Here is a 16,552-nt window from a genome sequence, read left to right as displayed (position 1 = left end):
GTGAGTGCCCACACAGATTGCTTGATTCAAATTGTTAAAGAGCGTCACGCTTATCGCGTTGAGGAGGCGCATCTTACGCTCCTCACTTCGAAAGTCAAGCGGTTGTTTTCGCTTTTCTTTCGGCGCCGGCTTCGTAAGGAAGCTGGCTCATCAGTCCGGCGTGTTCCGCCGTGCTGGTAGGGGCGCATTATAGGGATGGCGCGCAGCCAGGCAAGAGATTTTTTGAAGAAAATCACATAAATGACAGTACATTCAATTAGAAACAGCTTACCCCAAACATATATACAGGTTTATCCACAGAAGCGTGATTTATGCCCCGTTTAGCGACCATTAAAGTAGGCAGGAGGCCGCGAGTGGCATCATACTTGAGTGGAAATATCTGTACCGAGTGGCCGTGGTGGCGTCATCCAGGAAAGCTGGTTACCATGGTGGTGAATATAGTGTTGCACCTTTTTTGCTTTCATTTACAAAAGGTCTTTAAAGATGAATTTATCCAAGTTTCCCGTTTATATGCAGGCTGCGGTGCTGGCCCTGCTATTGGCTTTGATTGGTTATCTGGTTGCCCAAGCGCTGCAGTTCTCTTTGAAAGCCGAGGTGATCTTCGCCGTCGGCTTGGCGATTGGTGGCTTCATAGTTCCCCTGTGCCTGAAAAAGGCCCCCGCAACCGCGGCGGCCAACGGCACCCCGCAAGAGACGTGCACCTTATATGTAGGCAACCTGCCTTATCGTGCCAACGAGATCGCCGTGCGCGAACTGTTTGCCGAGCAGGGTCAGGTGATCTCTGTGCGCTTGATGAAGGACAAGGCGACTGGCAAGCGCCGGGGATTTGGTTTTGTCGAGATGCCCGCCGCCGATGCGGCCAAGGCCATCGCCGCGCTCAATGACAAGGAGTATCAGCAGCGCACCCTCAAGGTCCGTGAGGCCAATGACAAGCGAGACAAGGAAGAGACCGAGACGAACGACGTCGATGCCTGATCTCTCAGCCCATCACTTCGGTTAAGGTAGACAGCCCCCAAGCTTGCAAGGGGGCTGTCAGTTTTTTGGCCTCATCATCCAGCCGGGTGCAGTAGGCATGAGCCTGGGGAGTCCCGACACTCTCTGTCATGTCATGACTGGCCAGCAGATGGGACACCCGCTTGGCAACCGCCGCCCCCGAGTCCACCAGCCGGCAGCCAGGCATGAGGTCCTGGATCTCGCTATCGAGCAGGGGAAAGTGGGTGCAACCCAGCACCAGGGTATCCGGACGCTCCTCCCCCGTCAGCCAATCCGCCAGCACAGTTTGCAGCAGCGCCATATCGACTGCCTTCCCCGCCAGTTTCTGTTCGGCCTCGATGACGAGTTCAGTGGTGCCCTTGAGCAGCACCCGCTTGCCGGGCGCAAACTGGGCGATCAGTTCATGGGTATAGGGACGGGCTACAGTGCCCGGTGTCGCCAGCAGGCCGATGCAGCCGTTGCGGGTCAGGGTGGCGGCGGGCTTGATGGCGGGTACCACCCCCACCACCGGAATGGAGAGCGCGCTGCGCAGCGCCGGCAGGGCCAGGGTACTGGCGGTGTTGCAGGCGATCACCACCAGATCGATGGCAAGTTGGGCCACCATGCGGCTCACCAGGCCGACACAGGCCTGGATCAGGGCTGGTTCGCTCAGCTCACCGTAGGGGAAATTGGCGTTGTCGAAGCAGTAATAGTAGTTGTGGTTCGGCAGTGACTGACGGATCTCGCGATAGACGCTCAGCCCCCCCATACCAGAATCGAACACCAGAATATTAGCCACCTGCACCCCCTCACGCTGCGAGGGGGGATCATACTCCCGCCCCCCGCCAATAGAAAAGGCCCCGCTCATGGCAGGGCCTGTTTTTCGCGAGCGGTTGCCTCGGGATCAGAACTTGTAGTCTGCCGTCAGGCGGAACTCGGTGCCCGGACCCGGGTAGTCGACCGCGGACTCGTACTGCTTGTCGAGCAGGTTGTCGATGCGCCCACCCAGGGTCAGCTGAGGCGTCGCCACATAGGTGGCTCCCAGATTCAGCAGGGTGTAAGAGCCCAGTTCGACCCGCTCGGCCGGCCAGCTGCTGAAATCCTTGTCGTCACGTTTGCCGGTATAGATGAGCTCGCTCGACCAGTTGACCGGGCCAGTCTGCACCTGTGCCAGCCAGCCGGCCTTGTGCTTGGCACGACGCACCAGCTGACGGTCGTCGTCGTTCTTGTCCTTGGCACGGGTATAGTCGTAGTTGAACTCGTGATGGACCGGGCCGGTTTCCAGCCCCAGCGCCACTTCCACGCCGCGGATATCGGCATCCGTGTTGTCCGGCTTGCAGCTGGAGAAAGCGCTCTGACAGGCGATCAGGTTCTGGATCTGGTTGCGATACAGGTTCAGCGACCAGTCCCAGCCGGTGTAACGGCCGGAGAAGTCCAACTCCAGGTTCTTGCTCTCCTCCGGTTTCAGATCCGGATTCTCATAGCCTGGATAGTAGAGATCGAGGAAGGTCGGCGCCTTGAAGGCGGTGCCATAGCTCAGTCGCACATTGTGGTTGTCATCTATGTCCAGGCCGGTGGCCGCAGACCAGGTGTTGTGACGACCGTACTGTTCGTTGTCATCGGTACGGCCGGACAGCTCCATCAACAGGGCCTGCCAGCGATAGCTGCCGACGGCAAACAACCCCTTGTTGTCCCGATCCGGGGCATCATAGGCCTGGCCACTGGCCCGGGAGTCCGACTTCAGTTGTTCCTGCTGCCAGTCGGCACCACCAGTCAGGGTCAGCCCCTCGACGCCACTCCAGCTGCTCAGCCAGGAGAAGCGGGTCAGCCCGGTATGAATGGGGTTGGCAGAGGATTCGCCCTGGCTCTCCAGCCAGTTCTTCAGCTTGTTCTCGCCATAGCTGGCCTCGAGCCTGCTGTTGAAGTGCTCGCCCTGATACTTGACGGCGCCATCATACTGAAACGCCTGTACCCGGCTCTGATCCGCCCCCAGATAGGGATCGTCCATCTCGGTCTGGTTGTCGTAACCCTGGGCGTTGATGTCGGCGCTCCAGGCCTGGTTGAAGGCGTGGTTGAAGCCCAGCTGACCATTGAGGCTGTCGAAGCCGTCCCGATCCGGCTGGTCGGCCGCGGCCACCACGTCGTAACCGTCGGTGCGCTCGTAACCGATCATCATATTGGCGTCCGTGCCGGCCCCCAGTGCCTGCACGCTGCGCAGTTGGCCCTGGCCATAACCATGGCTGCCCACCCCACCCTTCAGGTGAGTCTCGCTGCCATGTTTGGCGGAGGTCTGGGTGATCAGGTTGATGACGCCACCGATGGCATCCGAGCCATACACGGCCGCGCGTGGGCCCCGTATGTATTCGATGCGCTCGATATTGCCAAGAGGGATCTGGCTGAGGTCCGGGGCACCGGTCACCATGGCGGCGATGGGACGGCCATTGACCAGCACCAGGGAGTGGTTTGAGTTGGTGCCGCGGATGAAGAGGCTGCTCTGATGGCCACGACCACCCAGGGTGGTGATCTGTACCCCGGGCAGGGTCTTGAGCAGATCCGGCAGGCTCTGCACCTGGCGGGCCTCGATCTCGGCGCGCTCGATCACCATGACGGGCGCCAGCACGGCGCTGGCGGGCTGTTCGACCCGGTTGGCGGTCACCACCATGGTGGGGTTGACGGGGATGGTGGTCTGGGCGAAGGCGGCCGTCGGCAACAGGGCGGCCACCCATAATTTCTTGGACATCACAGATCCTTAAGTTCGCGTAAGTATCTATTCCTATGCCGGTTTCTCTCGGCGGGAATACGAACTTTGGCAGGTCTTCGGGCTCGGGGGCTGATGGCCTAAGGCGACGGCTTCCCACCTGACGGCAGTGCCCTGATGTCGCTTCGTTCCCCCTTACCGCTGCGCGCCAGCTCCGGATTTTCACCGGATTCCCTTTTAAGCATGATGCGCCAAAGCGGGGGGATTATAGGCAGAGCCAGATTGGATGTATAGCCATCTGGATTGCTGTTATTGTTTTTTCCCAACGAGTGGTGCCAAGTGGCACAAATGCTGCCCCACCCTGCTGCTGCCACCCCTGTTACCGACCATCAGAAGGGGTCAGGGACAAGAAATGTTGAGCCAGATCCCACGGCTTTTTGGTAACATGCAGCAAACGTTTGACACCCCCGAGGAAGCCGTAATGACGACCCCCCCTTTGATCGGCCTGGTAATGGGCTCCGACTCCGACTGGCCCGTGATGCAAGCCGCCGCCCGCATCCTCAAGGAGCACGGCGTGCCCTATGAGGCGCGCGTCGTCTCCGCCCATCGCACCCCGGATCTGCTGTTCGAATATGCTGCCAGTGCCCGCGAGCGCGGCCTGCGCGCCATCATCGCCGGGGCCGGTGGCGCCGCCCACCTGCCGGGCATGCTGGCCGCCAAGACCACCATTCCGGTACTGGGTGTGCCCATCCCGACCCGTCAGCTCAAGGGGATGGACTCTCTGCTCTCCATCGTGCAGATGCCCAAGGGGGTACCGGTCGCCACCTTCGCCATCGGCGAGGCGGGGGCCGCCAACGCCGGTCTGTTCGCCGTTTCCCTGCTCTCTGTCGCCCAGGATGGCGATGCACAGCGCTATCACCAGCAGCTCGACGGCTTCCGTGCCAAGGAGCGCGATCGGGTACTGGCCCTGCAACTGGAGGACCCGGCATGATACTGCCCCCCGCGACCCTGGGTATGCTGGGTGGCGGCCAGCTCGGCCGCTACTTCGTGATGTCTGCCCACCGCCTCGGCTATCAGGTCATCGTGCTGGATCCGGATCCCGCCAGCATCGCCGGCGCGGCCGCCGACGAGCAGATAGTGGCGGCCTATGACGACGCCGAGGCGCTGCGCGATCTGGCCCGTCGCTGCGACGCCATCACCTGCGAGTTCGAGAACGTGCCCGCCGCCTCCCTGGCATTGCTGGAGCAGCACAAGCCGGTTCGCCCGGCGGCCAGCGCCGTGCGTGTCTGCCAGGACAGACGGGAAGAGAAAGCCTTCCTGACCCGCGCCGGGGTACCGGTCGCCCCGAACCTGACTCTGCTGCCGGGGGAGCCGCTGCCGGCCCTGCCGGGCGACCTCTTCCCCGCCATTCTCAAGACAGCCCGCGAAGGCTACGACGGCAAGGGACAGTGGACTCTCCACAATGCAGGCGAATTGCCAGCGGCCCTGGCCGCCAGCGGCGTGCCCTGCGTGCTGGAGAAGCGCCTGCCGCTGGAGGGGGAGTTTGCCCTCACCCTGGCCCGCAGCCCGAGCGGTGCCATCAGTGCCCTGCCCCTGGTGCAAAACTGGCACAGCGGCGGCATTCTGGATCAGACCCGCTCCCCGGCCAATGTGCCCGCCCTGGAGGTGGAAGCCCAGCGCATCGCCGAGCACATCATCGCCGCCCTCGACTATGTGGGCGTGCTGACGGTGGAGTTCTTCCTGGTCGGTGGTGAACTGCTGGTCAACGAGATGGCGCCCCGCCCCCACAACTCGGGCCACCCCAGCATCGACAACGCCGGTTGCAGCCAGTTCGAACTGCAGGTGCGCGCCCTGTGCGATCTGCCCCTGCCGGCACAGGCTGAGGTTCAGCCCGCCATCCTGCTCAACCTGCTCGGGGATCTGTGGCAAGACGGCACGCCGGACTGGGCCGGAGCACTGGCCCTGCACGGGGTGCACCTGCACCTCTACGGCAAGGGCGAGGCCCGCCCCGGTCGCAAGATGGGTCACGTCACCGTCACGGGTCGCGACTGGCCGTCGGTCGAGAGCACCGCCAGCCAGTTGCGCGCCCTGCTGGGCCTGCCGCCGCGCTAAACGTCGCTAGTACCAACGAAAAGACCCGGGCCTTGGCCCGGGTCTTCTTATTCATGTCATTGACGTCAGCGCCGATCCGCCACCACGGCGACGTAGGCCAGGTGCGGGTCAGGAGCAAGAGCGTCATCAGCACCCGCACCGCCCGTTCAAGCACCGCCAGCAACATCATCTGATCCTCGAGCATAGTGCCCGCTGGCCTCTGGCCACCGGCACGCACCATAGAAGGAATCTGGCATGGACGACGAACCCCGATCAAATCAGGGGGGATGGCACCATAACAGGATTGAAAAAGAGAGGATCGGGCTGCCATCTTCAGCCCGATTTAGCGTAGAGGCTGATATCAGGAAGAGAGCGTCGCGAGTCTCGCGGCGAAGCCCATGAAGAACAGGCCTATCAGTCCGTTACCCAGCTTGGCGAGGCGCACCTTGCGCGCAAAGAAGCGTGCCATCAGAGTGCCGCCGAAGATCAGCAGGGTCAGGTAGACGAAGCTCATGGCCTCCAGCATGCCGGCCAGCACCAGGTAGGAAATCCAGGTGTGGGCATAACTGAAGTCGATGAACTGCACGAAGAAGGAGACGTAGAACAGGATCGCCTTGGGGTTGGTGAGGCTCAGGGTGAGGGCCTTGGAGAAATAGCGCTCCCCCAGCTCCACCACAGACTCCTGCCCTTCGCGCCTGGCGATGAAGTTGGCATGGAGGATCTTCACCCCCAGATAGAGCAGGTAGATGGCGCCGAGATAACGCACCAGGGTAAACAGCAGGGGGGTGGTGCGAATGAGGGAGGCGATCCCCAGATAGGCACAGAAGATGAGGATGGCGTCACCGACGAAGACCCCGAGGGCGGCACGATAGCCAGGCCCAATACCCCGCACCGCGGCGGTGCGCAGCACATAAATGGAGTTGGGACCCGGCGCTATGATGATGAAGAAGAGCCCCACCAGATAGGTCCAGACGTTGATGACTCCCAGGCTTTCGAACATGTTCCCTCCATGGGGGCGATGGGCCGGATAGCGGCGGCAGGCTTTCTATACTAATCCGCCACGCGCCAAGCACAAGATCTGACCTGCCATCCCACACCTTCAGGATGCACGGCTTGCACGCCGATCGAGAGCAGCCCCGGCATTCGCCCACTTTGGCTATGTCCAGATGCACCGGGATAGGGCATGGTAGAGGGAGTGTGAAACCGCAGATACCTCACCCATGGACAAGACATTGAGTACCGACACGCCGATCGCCGCCCCGCCCTCGGCCGACCCCCTGAACACCACCACTTACCCGGTGATTGCCGCCATCAGCTTCTCGCACCTGTTGAACGACATGATGCAATCGGTGCTGCTGGCCATCTATCCGCTGCTGAAGCTGGGGCTCGATCTGTCGTTCACCCAGATAGGGCTCATCACCCTCACCTACCAGTTCACGGGCTCGTTGTTGCAGCCGCTGATCGGCCTCTACACGGACCGCAGGCCCATGCCGTATTCGCTGCCCCTCGGCATGGGCTTCACCCTGATAGGCTTGCTCTCCCTGTCACAGGCGGGCAGCTTTGGCGCCGTGCTGCTGTCGGCCATGCTGATCGGCATGGGATCCTCCGTCTTCCACCCGGAATCCTCCCGGGTCGCCCGCATGGCGGCCGGCAACCAGCCGGGCCTGGCCCAATCCCTGTTCCAGATCGGCGGCAACCTCGGCTCGGCCATAGGCCCCCTGCTCGCCGCGCTCATCATAGTGCCGCAGGGACAGGGCAGCGCCGCCTGGTTCTCGCTGTTCGCCCTGGTCGGCGTCATGGTGCTCTGCCTGGTCGGGCGCTGGTCCAGCCATCACGGGGCCAACTTCCACAAGCGGATGAAGGCCCATGCCGGCAGTGGCCTGAGCCGCCGCCAGATCGGCTGGTCGCTGGCCATCCTGGGTCTGCTGATGTTCTCCAAGTTCTTCTACATGACCAGCCTGAGCAGCTATTACACCTTCTATCTGATGGACAAGTTCAGCCTGTCCCTGGATAGCGCCCAGTTCCATCTGTTTGCCTTCCTGTTCGCCGTCGCGGCGGGTACCGTGCTCGGCGGGCCGGTCGGTGATCGCATCGGCCGCAAGCGGGTGATCTGGATCTCCATCCTGGGGGTCGCCCCCTTCACCCTGCTGCTGCCCCACGTCGACCTGTTCTGGACCTCGGTGCTCTCGGTGATCATCGGCCTCGTCCTGGCGTCGGCCTTCTCCGCCATCCTGGTCTACGCCCAGGAGCTGGTGCCCGGCAAGGTCGGCACCATCTCTGGCCTCTTCTTCGGCTTCGCCTTCGGCATGGGGGGCATAGGGGCCGCCCTGCTGGGTCAGCTGGCCGATGCGACCAGCATAGAGACCGTGTACCAGCTCTGCGCCTACCTGCCGCTCATCGGCTTGCTGACCGCCTTCTTGCCGACGATCCGCAAGGGCTAGCGGGTCGCCCCGCGAGGGATAGCACCCATCAAAAACGCGGCCTGAGAGGCCGCGTTGGACGTTGATGAGAGCAAGGGTTCCTCAGCAGTACTGGCCAGCCACCCGGCCGGAGGGGATTACAGACCCATTGGAAGTTGTCACTACTGAGCCCGTGATCGTGGTCATCGACAATATCGGGCTGCATCATCAGCAGTACTGGCCGGCAACCCAGCCAGATGACCAGGCCCACTGGAAGTTGTAGCCACCGAGCCAGCCGGTCACGTCCACCACCTCGCCGACGAAGTAGAGACCGGGCACCTTGCGCGCCTCCATGGTCTTGGAGGAGAGCTCCCTGGTGTCCACGCCCCCCAGGGTCACCTCGGCGGTGCGATAGCCTTCGGTGCCGTTCGGCAGTATCTGCCAGTCCCCCAGCAGGGTGGCCACCGCCTCCAGCTCCCGCTCGTTGTACTGACGCATGGGCTTGCTGTTGAGCTGCCCCAGCTCCACCAGCTTGTCGACGAAGCGCTTGGGCAGCTCGCGCCCCAGCACGGTTTTCAGCTCCTGGGCCGGATGGGCCTGGGCCCAGGCCTTGAGGGCCGCCGGTATATCCAGCTCGGGCAGCAGGTTGATGTGGATCTTCTCCCCCGCCAGCCAGAAGGAGGAGATCTGCAAGATGGCGGGGCCCGAGAGGCCGCGGTGGGTGAACAGCATGGCCTCCTTGAAGCGGGTGCCATCCTCGGCGGTCACCGCCACCGGCAGGCTGACCCCGGCGAGATCGGCGAAGGCCTCTTTCTGCTCCTGATGCAGGGTGAAGGGCACCAGACCGGCGCGGGTGGGCAGCACGTTGAGGCCAAACTGCTCCGCCAGCTTGAAGCCGTACGGAGTGGCGCCGAGTTTGGGCATGGAGAGGCCGCCGGTGGCCACCACCAGCGACGAGCAGGCGATCTCCCCCTTGCTGGTGTCGAGCAGAAAGCCGTCATCCGTCTTGCCGACGGAGAGGATCTCGGTCTGGCACTGCAGGGTCACCCCGGCCCAGTCACACTCGGTGAGCAGCACCTCGACGATATCCTTGGCGCTCTCGTCACAGAACAGCTGACCTAGCGTCTTCTCGTGATAGTTCACCCCGTGCCTGTCCACCAGATCGATGAAATCCTGCTGGGTGTAGCGCGCCAGCGCCGATTTGCAGAAGTGCGGATTGCCCGAGAGGAAGGCGTGGGGACCGGCCTGATGGTTGGTGAAGTTGCAGCGACCGCCGCCGCTGATGAGGATCTTGCGGCCCGGTTTCTTGGCGTTGTCCAGCAGCAGCACGGAGCGCCCCCGGTAGCCAGCCTGGGCCGCACACATCAAGCCGGCCGCCCCGGCGCCGATCACCACCACATCAAACTGCTTCATCATCACACACCCATCAAAAGAAAACCGGCCCCTGCCAAGGGGCCGTCATGGTCGCCAGCAGAAACCGCAGCGGCGGTTTCATGGCAGCAGCAAAAGAAAACGGCCCACAAGGGGGCCGTATTGTACTGGTTGAACACTAAGTGTCCACGACTATCAGGCGTTGCCATCCATGACGCTGGCGGGGGCCGCCTTGGCCAGCTCGGCCAGCTCCTTATCGATGAAGTAGAGGCCCTTGCCGTCTTCGCCCACCAGGTTGAGGCGGTCCACTATGCTCTTGAACAGCTTCTCTTCCTCATGCTGCTCGGCCACATACCATTGCAGGAAGTTGAAGGTGGAGTAGTCCTGAGTCGTGAAGGCGACATGAGCCAGACCGTTGATGCACTGGGTGATGTGGTGCTCGTGCTCCAACGTGGTGCGAAAGACGTCTCCCAGGGTGGTGAACTCGTGGGGAGGGGCGCTGATGGCACCCAGGATCGGCATGGCGCCGGTCTCGCTCACATAGGTGAACAGGCGCTCCATGTGCTGGCGCTCCTCCACCGCATGCTTGCGCAGGAAGGTGGCGGCCCCTTCGAAGCCCTTGTCCTCGCACCAGGCGCTCATCTGCAGATAGAGGTTGGAGGAATAGAACTCCAGATTTATCTGTTCGTTCAGCTTCTCGATCATGGCTTGGGCCAACATGTTGATTCTCCACTGTGATTTGGTTTCGATTGTCGCGACGAACCCTTCCCGGATCAACCCGTTGTCACAGGATTTGCTGCTGTTTCAATCCAGGGCTCATTCTACCCCCCATATGGGTATGGCAAGATGATGACGCATGCCGTGCCCAAGCGTAACCCTTATGATGGCGCCCATGATCCGGGACCCCCTCTGAAATGTACCGCTATCTTCTGCTGCTCCTGTGCTGGTTGGCCCAGGTCCAGGCCAGTCCATCCCTGTTGCAGGACGCCGAGTGGCGCGCGATGCGCGATCCCGCCAGCTATCTCGCCCAGCTCAACGCCGTCTCTGGTCAGGACATGGAACTGTTCCATGCCCGCTCCCTGGCCAAGGCCGCCCAAGGGGATTACCGCAGCGCCCAGCTCGACAACGCCAGAGCCAGAACCCTGGCCGCCGCCCATCAGGAGTCGACCCGGCTGCGGGATTTCGAGCTGCAGCAGGTAGCTCTTTCCCTGGACACCTCGGCCCCGGATCAGGCCCTCACCCTGCTCGCCCGACTCAAGCCAGCCCTGCAGGACAATCCGGCACAGCTGGCTCAGTGGCATGCCCTGAACGGCCTGGCGCACTATCGCACCGACCAGTTGCAACTGGCGGTCGCCGAGCTCAGAAGCGCCTTCCTGCTCAAGCGTCAGCTCAACCAGCAGAGCAAGCTGGCCCAGCTGCAGTGCGTGCAGCTGCTCATCACACTGGGCGATCTCTACGCCGACATAGGGCTGCACCAGCAGGCCGAGGATCACTACCTGGACGCCCTGCAGCGCAATCTGCGGCTGGATGAACCCAGCAGCCAGGCACTCATCAAGACGGGCATGGCACGACTCTATCTCGACATGGGCCGCCCGGCCCGGGCACGGCAGCTGCTCGACAGCCAGCTGGCCAACCCGGCCCTCTCCCCGGGACGGCGCGCCACCATGCTGGGTTATCTCGCCCAGGCCCTCAATGCCGAGGGCAATGGCTCGGCGGCGCTGCGCACTCTGGATCAGGCAGAAGCCCTCTATCGGCAGCTCGGCTACCCCTCCCCCCGGCATCTGCTCACCACCCGGGCCCAGGCCCTGAGTGGCCAGGGCGAGCAGGGTCAGGCCCTGGCGCTGCTGGGCCACGCCCAGACGCTGGACCTCGCCGGCCAGCGGCTGCGGGCCGATCTGCTGGCCAGACAGGGCAACTACCCCGCCGCCTATCGGGCGCTGCAGGAGCATCAGGCCGATTATCGCCGCCGCTTCAATCGCACCCTGAGTGAGCACACGGCCGCCTTCCAGGCACAGATGGATCTTGCCCGCAGCGAGGGCGACAACCACAGGCTGGTGCTGGAAAACGAGCAGCGCCGCCAGCAGCTTGTTCACCAGCAGCGTACCCGCAACTATCAGCTGATCCTGGTGATGCTGCTGCTCAGCGCCTTGCTGCTGCTCGGCATCACCACCTACCGGCTGCACCGCAGCTCACGGCGCCTCTATCGACTGGCCACCTTCGACCAGCTGACCGGGCTCGCCAACCGCCACGCCCTGCTGGAGCGGATCCAGCGCATCTGGTCCCGGCCCGGGCCCCTCTCGCTCATCATCATCGACATAGATCACTTCAAGCAGATCAATGACCAGCATGGTCACAGCGCCGGGGATGCCGCCATCGCCCGCCTGGGCAGGCTGCTCGGGGAATGGGCGCCGGACAGGGAGTTGATCGGGCGCTGGGGCGGCGAGGAATTTCTGGTGGCTATTCCCCTGCCGGCCACGGACTGCTGGCATCTGGCGGAAGCACTGCGCAAACGGGTGGCCACTGAGCAGCAAGCGGGCCAGGCGGCCATGACCATCAGCCTGGGGATCGCCAGTCGGGAGAGCGAGGCCGAGGCGCTGATCCCCCTCATTCACAGGGCCGACATGGCCATGTATCAGGCCAAGCGCCAGGGGCGCAACCAGACGGTGATGGCCGCCGCCCCCCGCATCCTGGCCATCCGCAGCCTGGCCTAGGGCGCCAGCTCGCCGAGGGCGGCTATGGCGATGTCGGCTCCCGCCCTTGCGCCATCGTCATCCGCAGCCTGGCTTAAGGTGCCCGCTGACCGAGAACGGCGAGGACGGTGCGGCCCGCCCTAGGGCTCCAGCTCACCGAGGGCGTCTATGTTGACCGGCGCCTCATAATCCACCCCGGGCAGCTCGAAGCCGTTGAGCTGCATGAAGTCCCGCCTCAATCCGGCGAAGTCCCCCATGCTGGTGAAGTTCTCGGGCGTGACCTTGGGCCAGAGCGCCGAGACCGCGGCCTGAATGGCTGGATCCAGCTCGTGGTCATCCATGCGGATCAGCCGGTTGCCATCGGCGATCACCCCCTCGGCCCCATACATCTTGTCGGCAAACAGGCGCCGCATCTGTTCGATGCAGCCCTCGTGCACCCCGCGCTCCTTCATCACCCCCATCAGCAGCCCCAGATAGACGGGCAGTACGGGAATATAGGCGCTCGCCTTGGTCACCAGCGCCTTGCAGACGCTGACCCAGGCATGGCCGCCAAGCTCGGCCAGCTGCAGGTTGATCGCCTCGGCGGTGCCGTGCAGGTGCTCCTTGGCGTAGCCTATGGTGCCGTCCCGATAGAGGGGATAGGTGGATGCGGGGCCTATGTAGGAGTAGGCCACCGTCTGCACCCCGGGGGCCAGACAGTCGGCATCCTGCAGGGCCTGCATCCATTGCTGCCAGTCCTCACCCCCCATCACTGTGACGGTATCGTGGATCTCCTCGGTGCTGGCCAGCGGCAGGGTCTGCTCCACCAGGGCATTGTGCTCCAGGCTGAGCCCCCAGCCGGTGAAGGGCTGCCCCGTGGCCTTGAGCACGGAGCGCACCCGGCGTCCGTCCGCCAGCAGCCGTTGGCCGCTGGCCAATGAGTAGATGACCAGATCCACCTCTCCCCACAGCTGGCGTATGGTGGCGATGGCCTGCTGGCGCATGGCATCGGAGAAGGCGTCACCGATCAGGTTGATGGCCTGGTAGCCCTCCCGCTCGGCGGCCTGCTTGAACCAGATGTTGTTGTACCAGCCCGCGCTGCCGATGCCCTGATCGGATGGGCCACGCTCAAACGAGACCCCAATGGTGTTCGCCCCGGCCCCGAAGGTGAGGGCGATGCGCGACGCCAACCCAAAGCCGGAGGAGGCCCCCAGGATCAGCACCCGCCTGGGCCCGTTGAAGGGGCCGGCGGCACGGATCTCTGCTATCTGTTGCTCCACGGCGGCACGACAGCCGATGGGATGGCAATTGCGGGCAACGCAGCCCTGGATCTGGGGATGGATGATCATGGTACTTCTCCTGCGGGAACAGGCTTGATCATAGCCAGCCGGTGCGAAGATGGCCTTGATGTGGCGAGGGGTGGCCCGGAGAAAAACCGGCCGGAAAAACAAAAGGGAGCCATCGGCTCCCAAAGCGGTATTCAGATGCTTCTTGTTATGGTGCTCGTTGCGAGACACGGCCACATCCTATGCCGAGCGCGGATGACGGGCAAGGCGGGCACAGTGACCCCCGTCATATTTCTGCTCGTTTTATCGCCATATTCTGTCCACAAGGGGAGCTGGCTCACACAGGTGGCACGACAGGATGCCATCGCCGCGCCAGGCTGTGACGAGACTGACATTTTAGTTGCAACAGAGATTGGTATAGTGAAGGGAACACCTGTGAGGAGAATCCCATGAGCGGAACCCATTACCAACATGTGCTGGTCGCGATCGACCTGTCGGAGGACAACCGCAAGGTAATAGAGAAGGCGGTGGACAGGGCCATCTCCAACGGCGCCAAGCTGTCGGTGATCCATGTGGACGTCGACCTCAAGGATCTCTACACCGAGATGATCGATATCGACATCGACAACGTGCAGGATCAGGTGATCGCCGAGGCGAAAGAGAAGCTGGAGACGTTCCTGGCGCCGGTGGAGTACCCCATCGAGAAGAAGCTGGTGATCTGCGGCGATCTCAGCGAGCGGGTCAACCAGGCGGTGCGCGATTACGACATCGATCTGCTGGTGTGCGGCCACCGCCAGAGCTTCTGGAGCCTGCTGACCTCCAGCGCCCGTCAGCTGATGAATACCGTGCCCTGTGACCTGCTGGTGGTGCCCTTGCAGAAGTGAGCAAACAGGCGTAGCTTGATATGCCATGAACATGACCGCATTCAACCACAAGCACTGGTGGTGCCGCTCCTAAACAGGCGGCACCGCGTTTCTATTCTTTTTTCCCAAAGAAAACACCGTGACCGCCGAGAGGCGGTCATTGTTTTCATCCCTTTGTCGCCTCCCGGCCCACCCTGACTGGAGAGAGTGACATGCAAGCACCCATCATACTGACCGGCGATCGTCCCACCGGCAAACTGCACATAGGCCACTACGTCGGCTCCTTGCGTCAGCGCGTCGAGGCCCAGCACCATTATCGCCAGTTCGTGATGATCGCCGATCTGCAGGCGCTGACCGACAACGGCCACGACCCGGCCAGGGTGAGCGGCAACGTGCTGGAGGTGATGGCCGACTACCTGGCCGCCGGTCTGGATCCGGCAAAGACCACCTTCTGCCTGCAGAGCGCCCTGCCCGCCCTCCCCGAGCTCACCAGCTACTACCTCAATCTGGTCAGCGTCGCCCGGCTGGAGCGCAACCCCACCGTCAAGGCGGAGATCCAGCAAAAAGGGTTCGAGCGCAGCCTTCCCGCCGGTTTTCTGGTCTATCCCGTCAGCCAGGCCGCCGACATCACCGCCTTTCGCGCCACTCACGTGCCGGTGGGGGAGGATCAGCTGCCCATGCTGGAGCAGGCCAACGAGATAGTACGCCGCTTCAATGCCCTGGTGGGCAGGGAGGTGCTGACCGAGTGCCAGCCCATCCTGAGCGACACCGGCCGCCTGCCCGGCATCGACGGCAAGGCCAAGATGTCCAAGTCCCTCGGCAACACCATAGAGCTCGGCATGTCGGAAGAGGCGATCCGGCAGGCGGTGTTTGCCATGTATACCGACCCCAACCATCTCAGGGTGAGCGACCCGGGTCAGGTGGAAGGCAATACGGTATTCGCCTATCTGGATGCCTTCCACCCGGACAAGGCCCTGGTGGCCGAGATGAAGGCCCACTATCGCCGTGGCGGCCTCGGCGACATGCGCTGCAAACAGTTGCTGAACGACTGCCTGCAGAGCCTGCTCGCGCCGATGCGGGCCCGCAGGCAACAGGCCCTGGCCGATCGCGGCGAGCTGCTCCGGCTGCTGCGTCAGGGCACAGAGCAGGCCCGTATCATCACGGCCGCCGTGCTGGCGGAGGTGAAGGACGCCATGGGGTTGAACTGCTTCCCCTGATCCGGCTCAGGCCGGGCCGAGCGGCGTCAGGCCGTAGCGCGCCAGGGCCAGGGCATGGAGCTCCCCCTTGAGCCAGCGGATCGCCTCGTCGTGGGCGCTCAGGGGATGGCCCGCCATCAGGTAGACGATGGGAATGGCGGGCTCGAGCTGGTGCAGCCGCAGCGGATAATGCTGGCTGAAGTGGCGCCCTATCATCTCGGGCACCACCACCAGGTAGCGGCCGGTCGCCATCAGCTGGGGTACCGCCATGAAGCTCGGCAGCCGCACCCCCAGCTCCCGCTCCACCCCGAAGCGGGCCAGCCAGAGATCCACCATGGCCTGGCTGTGGCCCCAGCTGGAGGTGTGTATATGGGGTCGACCGATCAGCTCGGCCGGCCCCAGGGTATCGGGCAGCGCGCTGCCGAGGGGTGACAGACAGACCAGGGGGTTGCTGAACCAGTCTTCGCGCCACAGCCGGGGGGAGAGATGATCCGCACCGGCGAAGCCCACCACCAGATCCAGCTCTCCCTTCTCAAGCTCCCGCTCGTAGTCGCTGGCCGCCAGCTCGCACACCTCCAGCCGGCAATGGGGCGCCAGCTCATGGAGCCGCTCCACCATGGCTGGCACCAGGCCATGCTCCACCGAGCCGGGCAGGGCCATGCGAAACACCCGATGGGCGCTGGCAGGGTCGAACCCCTTGGCCTGGCGCAGTCCCTGCTCCAGCATGGCCAGCGCCTGGCGCACCGGCCCCGCCAGGGCCTTGGCCCGCTCGGTCGGCATCATCTCTCGCCGGCTCATGACGAACAGGGGATCATCCAGCGCCTGGCGCAAGCGCCCCAGGGCGTGGCTGACGGTGGATTGGGAGAGGTGCAGCCGTTCGGCGGCGCGGGTGACGTTGCGTTCCTGCATCAGCACATCGAACAGGGTGAGCAGGTTGAGGTCGAGGCGGGCGAGGGAGAGTTCCATCGATATTCACCATGGCTTGATGCCAACAATTCATTTTCGAC

14 protein-coding genes and 1 riboswitch are annotated in these 16,552 nt (G+C 63.4%); of the genes, 7 read left to right on the top strand and 7 right to left on the bottom strand.

Translation table 11 applies throughout. From position 1 onward, the window contains the following. The first annotated feature begins 483 nt into the window (after window positions 1–483). On the top strand, window positions 484–975 hold the full coding sequence (locus ACEUCR_RS16035) for an RNA recognition motif domain-containing protein (protein ID WP_042000144.1): 492 nt from the start codon (window positions 484–486) through the stop codon (window positions 973–975). 4 nt (window positions 976–979) lie between these two features. On the opposite strand, the gene murI is transcribed toward ACEUCR_RS16035, so the two are convergent. Then, complete coding sequence (gene murI / locus ACEUCR_RS16030) at window positions 980–1,771, bottom strand: glutamate racemase (protein WP_408791392.1); 792 nt, start codon at window positions 1,769–1,771, stop codon at window positions 980–982. A 105-nt stretch (window positions 1,772–1,876) separates the two neighbouring features. Then, window positions 1,877–3,712, bottom strand: a complete 1,836-nt coding sequence (locus ACEUCR_RS16025; protein ID WP_408791390.1) for a TonB-dependent receptor domain-containing protein — start codon at window positions 3,710–3,712, stop codon at window positions 1,877–1,879. 51 nt (window positions 3,713–3,763) lie between these two features. Continuing rightward, window positions 3,764–3,941, bottom strand: a riboswitch (cobalamin riboswitch). Between the two features lie 210 nt (window positions 3,942–4,151). On the opposite strand from ACEUCR_RS16025, the gene purE reads away from it, so the two are divergent. Continuing rightward, on the top strand, window positions 4,152–4,661 hold the full coding sequence (gene purE / locus ACEUCR_RS16020) for a 5-(carboxyamino)imidazole ribonucleotide mutase (protein ID WP_111875096.1): 510 nt from the start codon (window positions 4,152–4,154) through the stop codon (window positions 4,659–4,661). Beyond that, window positions 4,658–5,782, top strand: a complete 1,125-nt coding sequence (locus tag ACEUCR_RS16015; protein ID WP_408791388.1) for a 5-(carboxyamino)imidazole ribonucleotide synthase — start codon at window positions 4,658–4,660, stop codon at window positions 5,780–5,782. Before purE ends, ACEUCR_RS16015 begins: the two co-directional genes overlap by 4 nt. 340 nt (window positions 5,783–6,122) lie before the next feature. On the opposite strand, the gene leuE is transcribed toward ACEUCR_RS16015, so the two are convergent. Next, window positions 6,123–6,761 carry a leucine efflux protein LeuE gene (leuE, locus tag ACEUCR_RS16010; RefSeq protein ID WP_408775264.1) on the bottom strand — a complete coding sequence of 213 codons (639 nt, stop codon included), beginning with the start codon at window positions 6,759–6,761 and terminating at the stop codon, window positions 6,123–6,125. A gap of 220 nt (window positions 6,762–6,981) precedes the next feature. Here leuE and ACEUCR_RS16005 point away from each other — a divergent pair, with 220 nt between their 5' ends. Beyond that, window positions 6,982–8,202 carry an MFS transporter gene (locus ACEUCR_RS16005; RefSeq protein WP_139437048.1) on the top strand — a complete coding sequence of 407 codons (1,221 nt, stop codon included), beginning with the start codon at window positions 6,982–6,984 and terminating at the stop codon, window positions 8,200–8,202. A gap of 186 nt (window positions 8,203–8,388) precedes the next feature. Here ACEUCR_RS16005 and ACEUCR_RS16000 read toward each other — a convergent pair whose 3' ends face one another. Beyond that, window positions 8,389–9,573 (bottom strand): BaiN/RdsA family NAD(P)/FAD-dependent oxidoreductase, encoded by a 1,185-nt coding sequence (locus tag ACEUCR_RS16000; protein WP_408791400.1) that lies wholly within the window; start codon window positions 9,571–9,573, stop codon window positions 8,389–8,391. 153 nt (window positions 9,574–9,726) lie between these two features. Then, window positions 9,727–10,251, bottom strand: coding sequence for a non-heme ferritin (gene ftnA / locus ACEUCR_RS15995; RefSeq protein ID WP_042000165.1), 525 nt, complete (start codon window positions 10,249–10,251; stop codon window positions 9,727–9,729). A 194-nt stretch (window positions 10,252–10,445) separates the two neighbouring features. On the opposite strand from ftnA, the gene ACEUCR_RS15990 reads away from it, so the two are divergent. Then, a complete protein-coding gene (locus ACEUCR_RS15990; protein ID WP_408791385.1) occupies window positions 10,446–12,242 on the top strand; it encodes a diguanylate cyclase domain-containing protein in 1,797 nt (598 codons plus the stop codon). 119 nt (window positions 12,243–12,361) lie between these two features. On the opposite strand, the gene fabV is transcribed toward ACEUCR_RS15990, so the two are convergent. After that, the gene (gene fabV / locus ACEUCR_RS15985; RefSeq protein ID WP_408791383.1) at window positions 12,362–13,549 is read right to left on the bottom strand and encodes an enoyl-ACP reductase FabV; all 1,188 of its coding nucleotides are present in this window, start codon (window positions 13,547–13,549) and stop codon (window positions 12,362–12,364) included. A gap of 386 nt (window positions 13,550–13,935) precedes the next feature. Between fabV and ACEUCR_RS15980 the strand changes: the two genes are divergently transcribed. Both ACEUCR_RS15980 and trpS read left to right on the top strand, forming a co-directional pair. Continuing rightward, complete coding sequence (locus tag ACEUCR_RS15980; protein ID WP_408791381.1) at window positions 13,936–14,370, top strand: universal stress protein; 435 nt, start codon at window positions 13,936–13,938, stop codon at window positions 14,368–14,370. Window positions 14,371–14,561: 191 nt separating this feature from the next. After that, entirely contained in the window at window positions 14,562–15,566 is a 1,005-nt protein-coding gene (trpS, locus tag ACEUCR_RS15975; protein ID WP_408791379.1) for a tryptophan--tRNA ligase, read from the top strand. Between the two features lie 6 nt (window positions 15,567–15,572). Here the strand turns inward: trpS and ACEUCR_RS15970 are convergent, their stop codons facing one another. Then, complete coding sequence (locus tag ACEUCR_RS15970) at window positions 15,573–16,511, bottom strand: LysR family transcriptional regulator (protein ID WP_042000182.1); 939 nt, start codon at window positions 16,509–16,511, stop codon at window positions 15,573–15,575. Between the last annotated feature and the right edge of the window lie 41 nt (window positions 16,512–16,552).

Source organism: Aeromonas bivalvium, from assembly GCF_046078285.1.
GTDB lineage: Bacteria > Pseudomonadota > Gammaproteobacteria > Enterobacterales > Aeromonadaceae > Aeromonas > Aeromonas bivalvium.
Note: the sequence above shows the minus strand (reverse complement) of the source record. Positions and strands in the feature narration are given on the sequence as shown.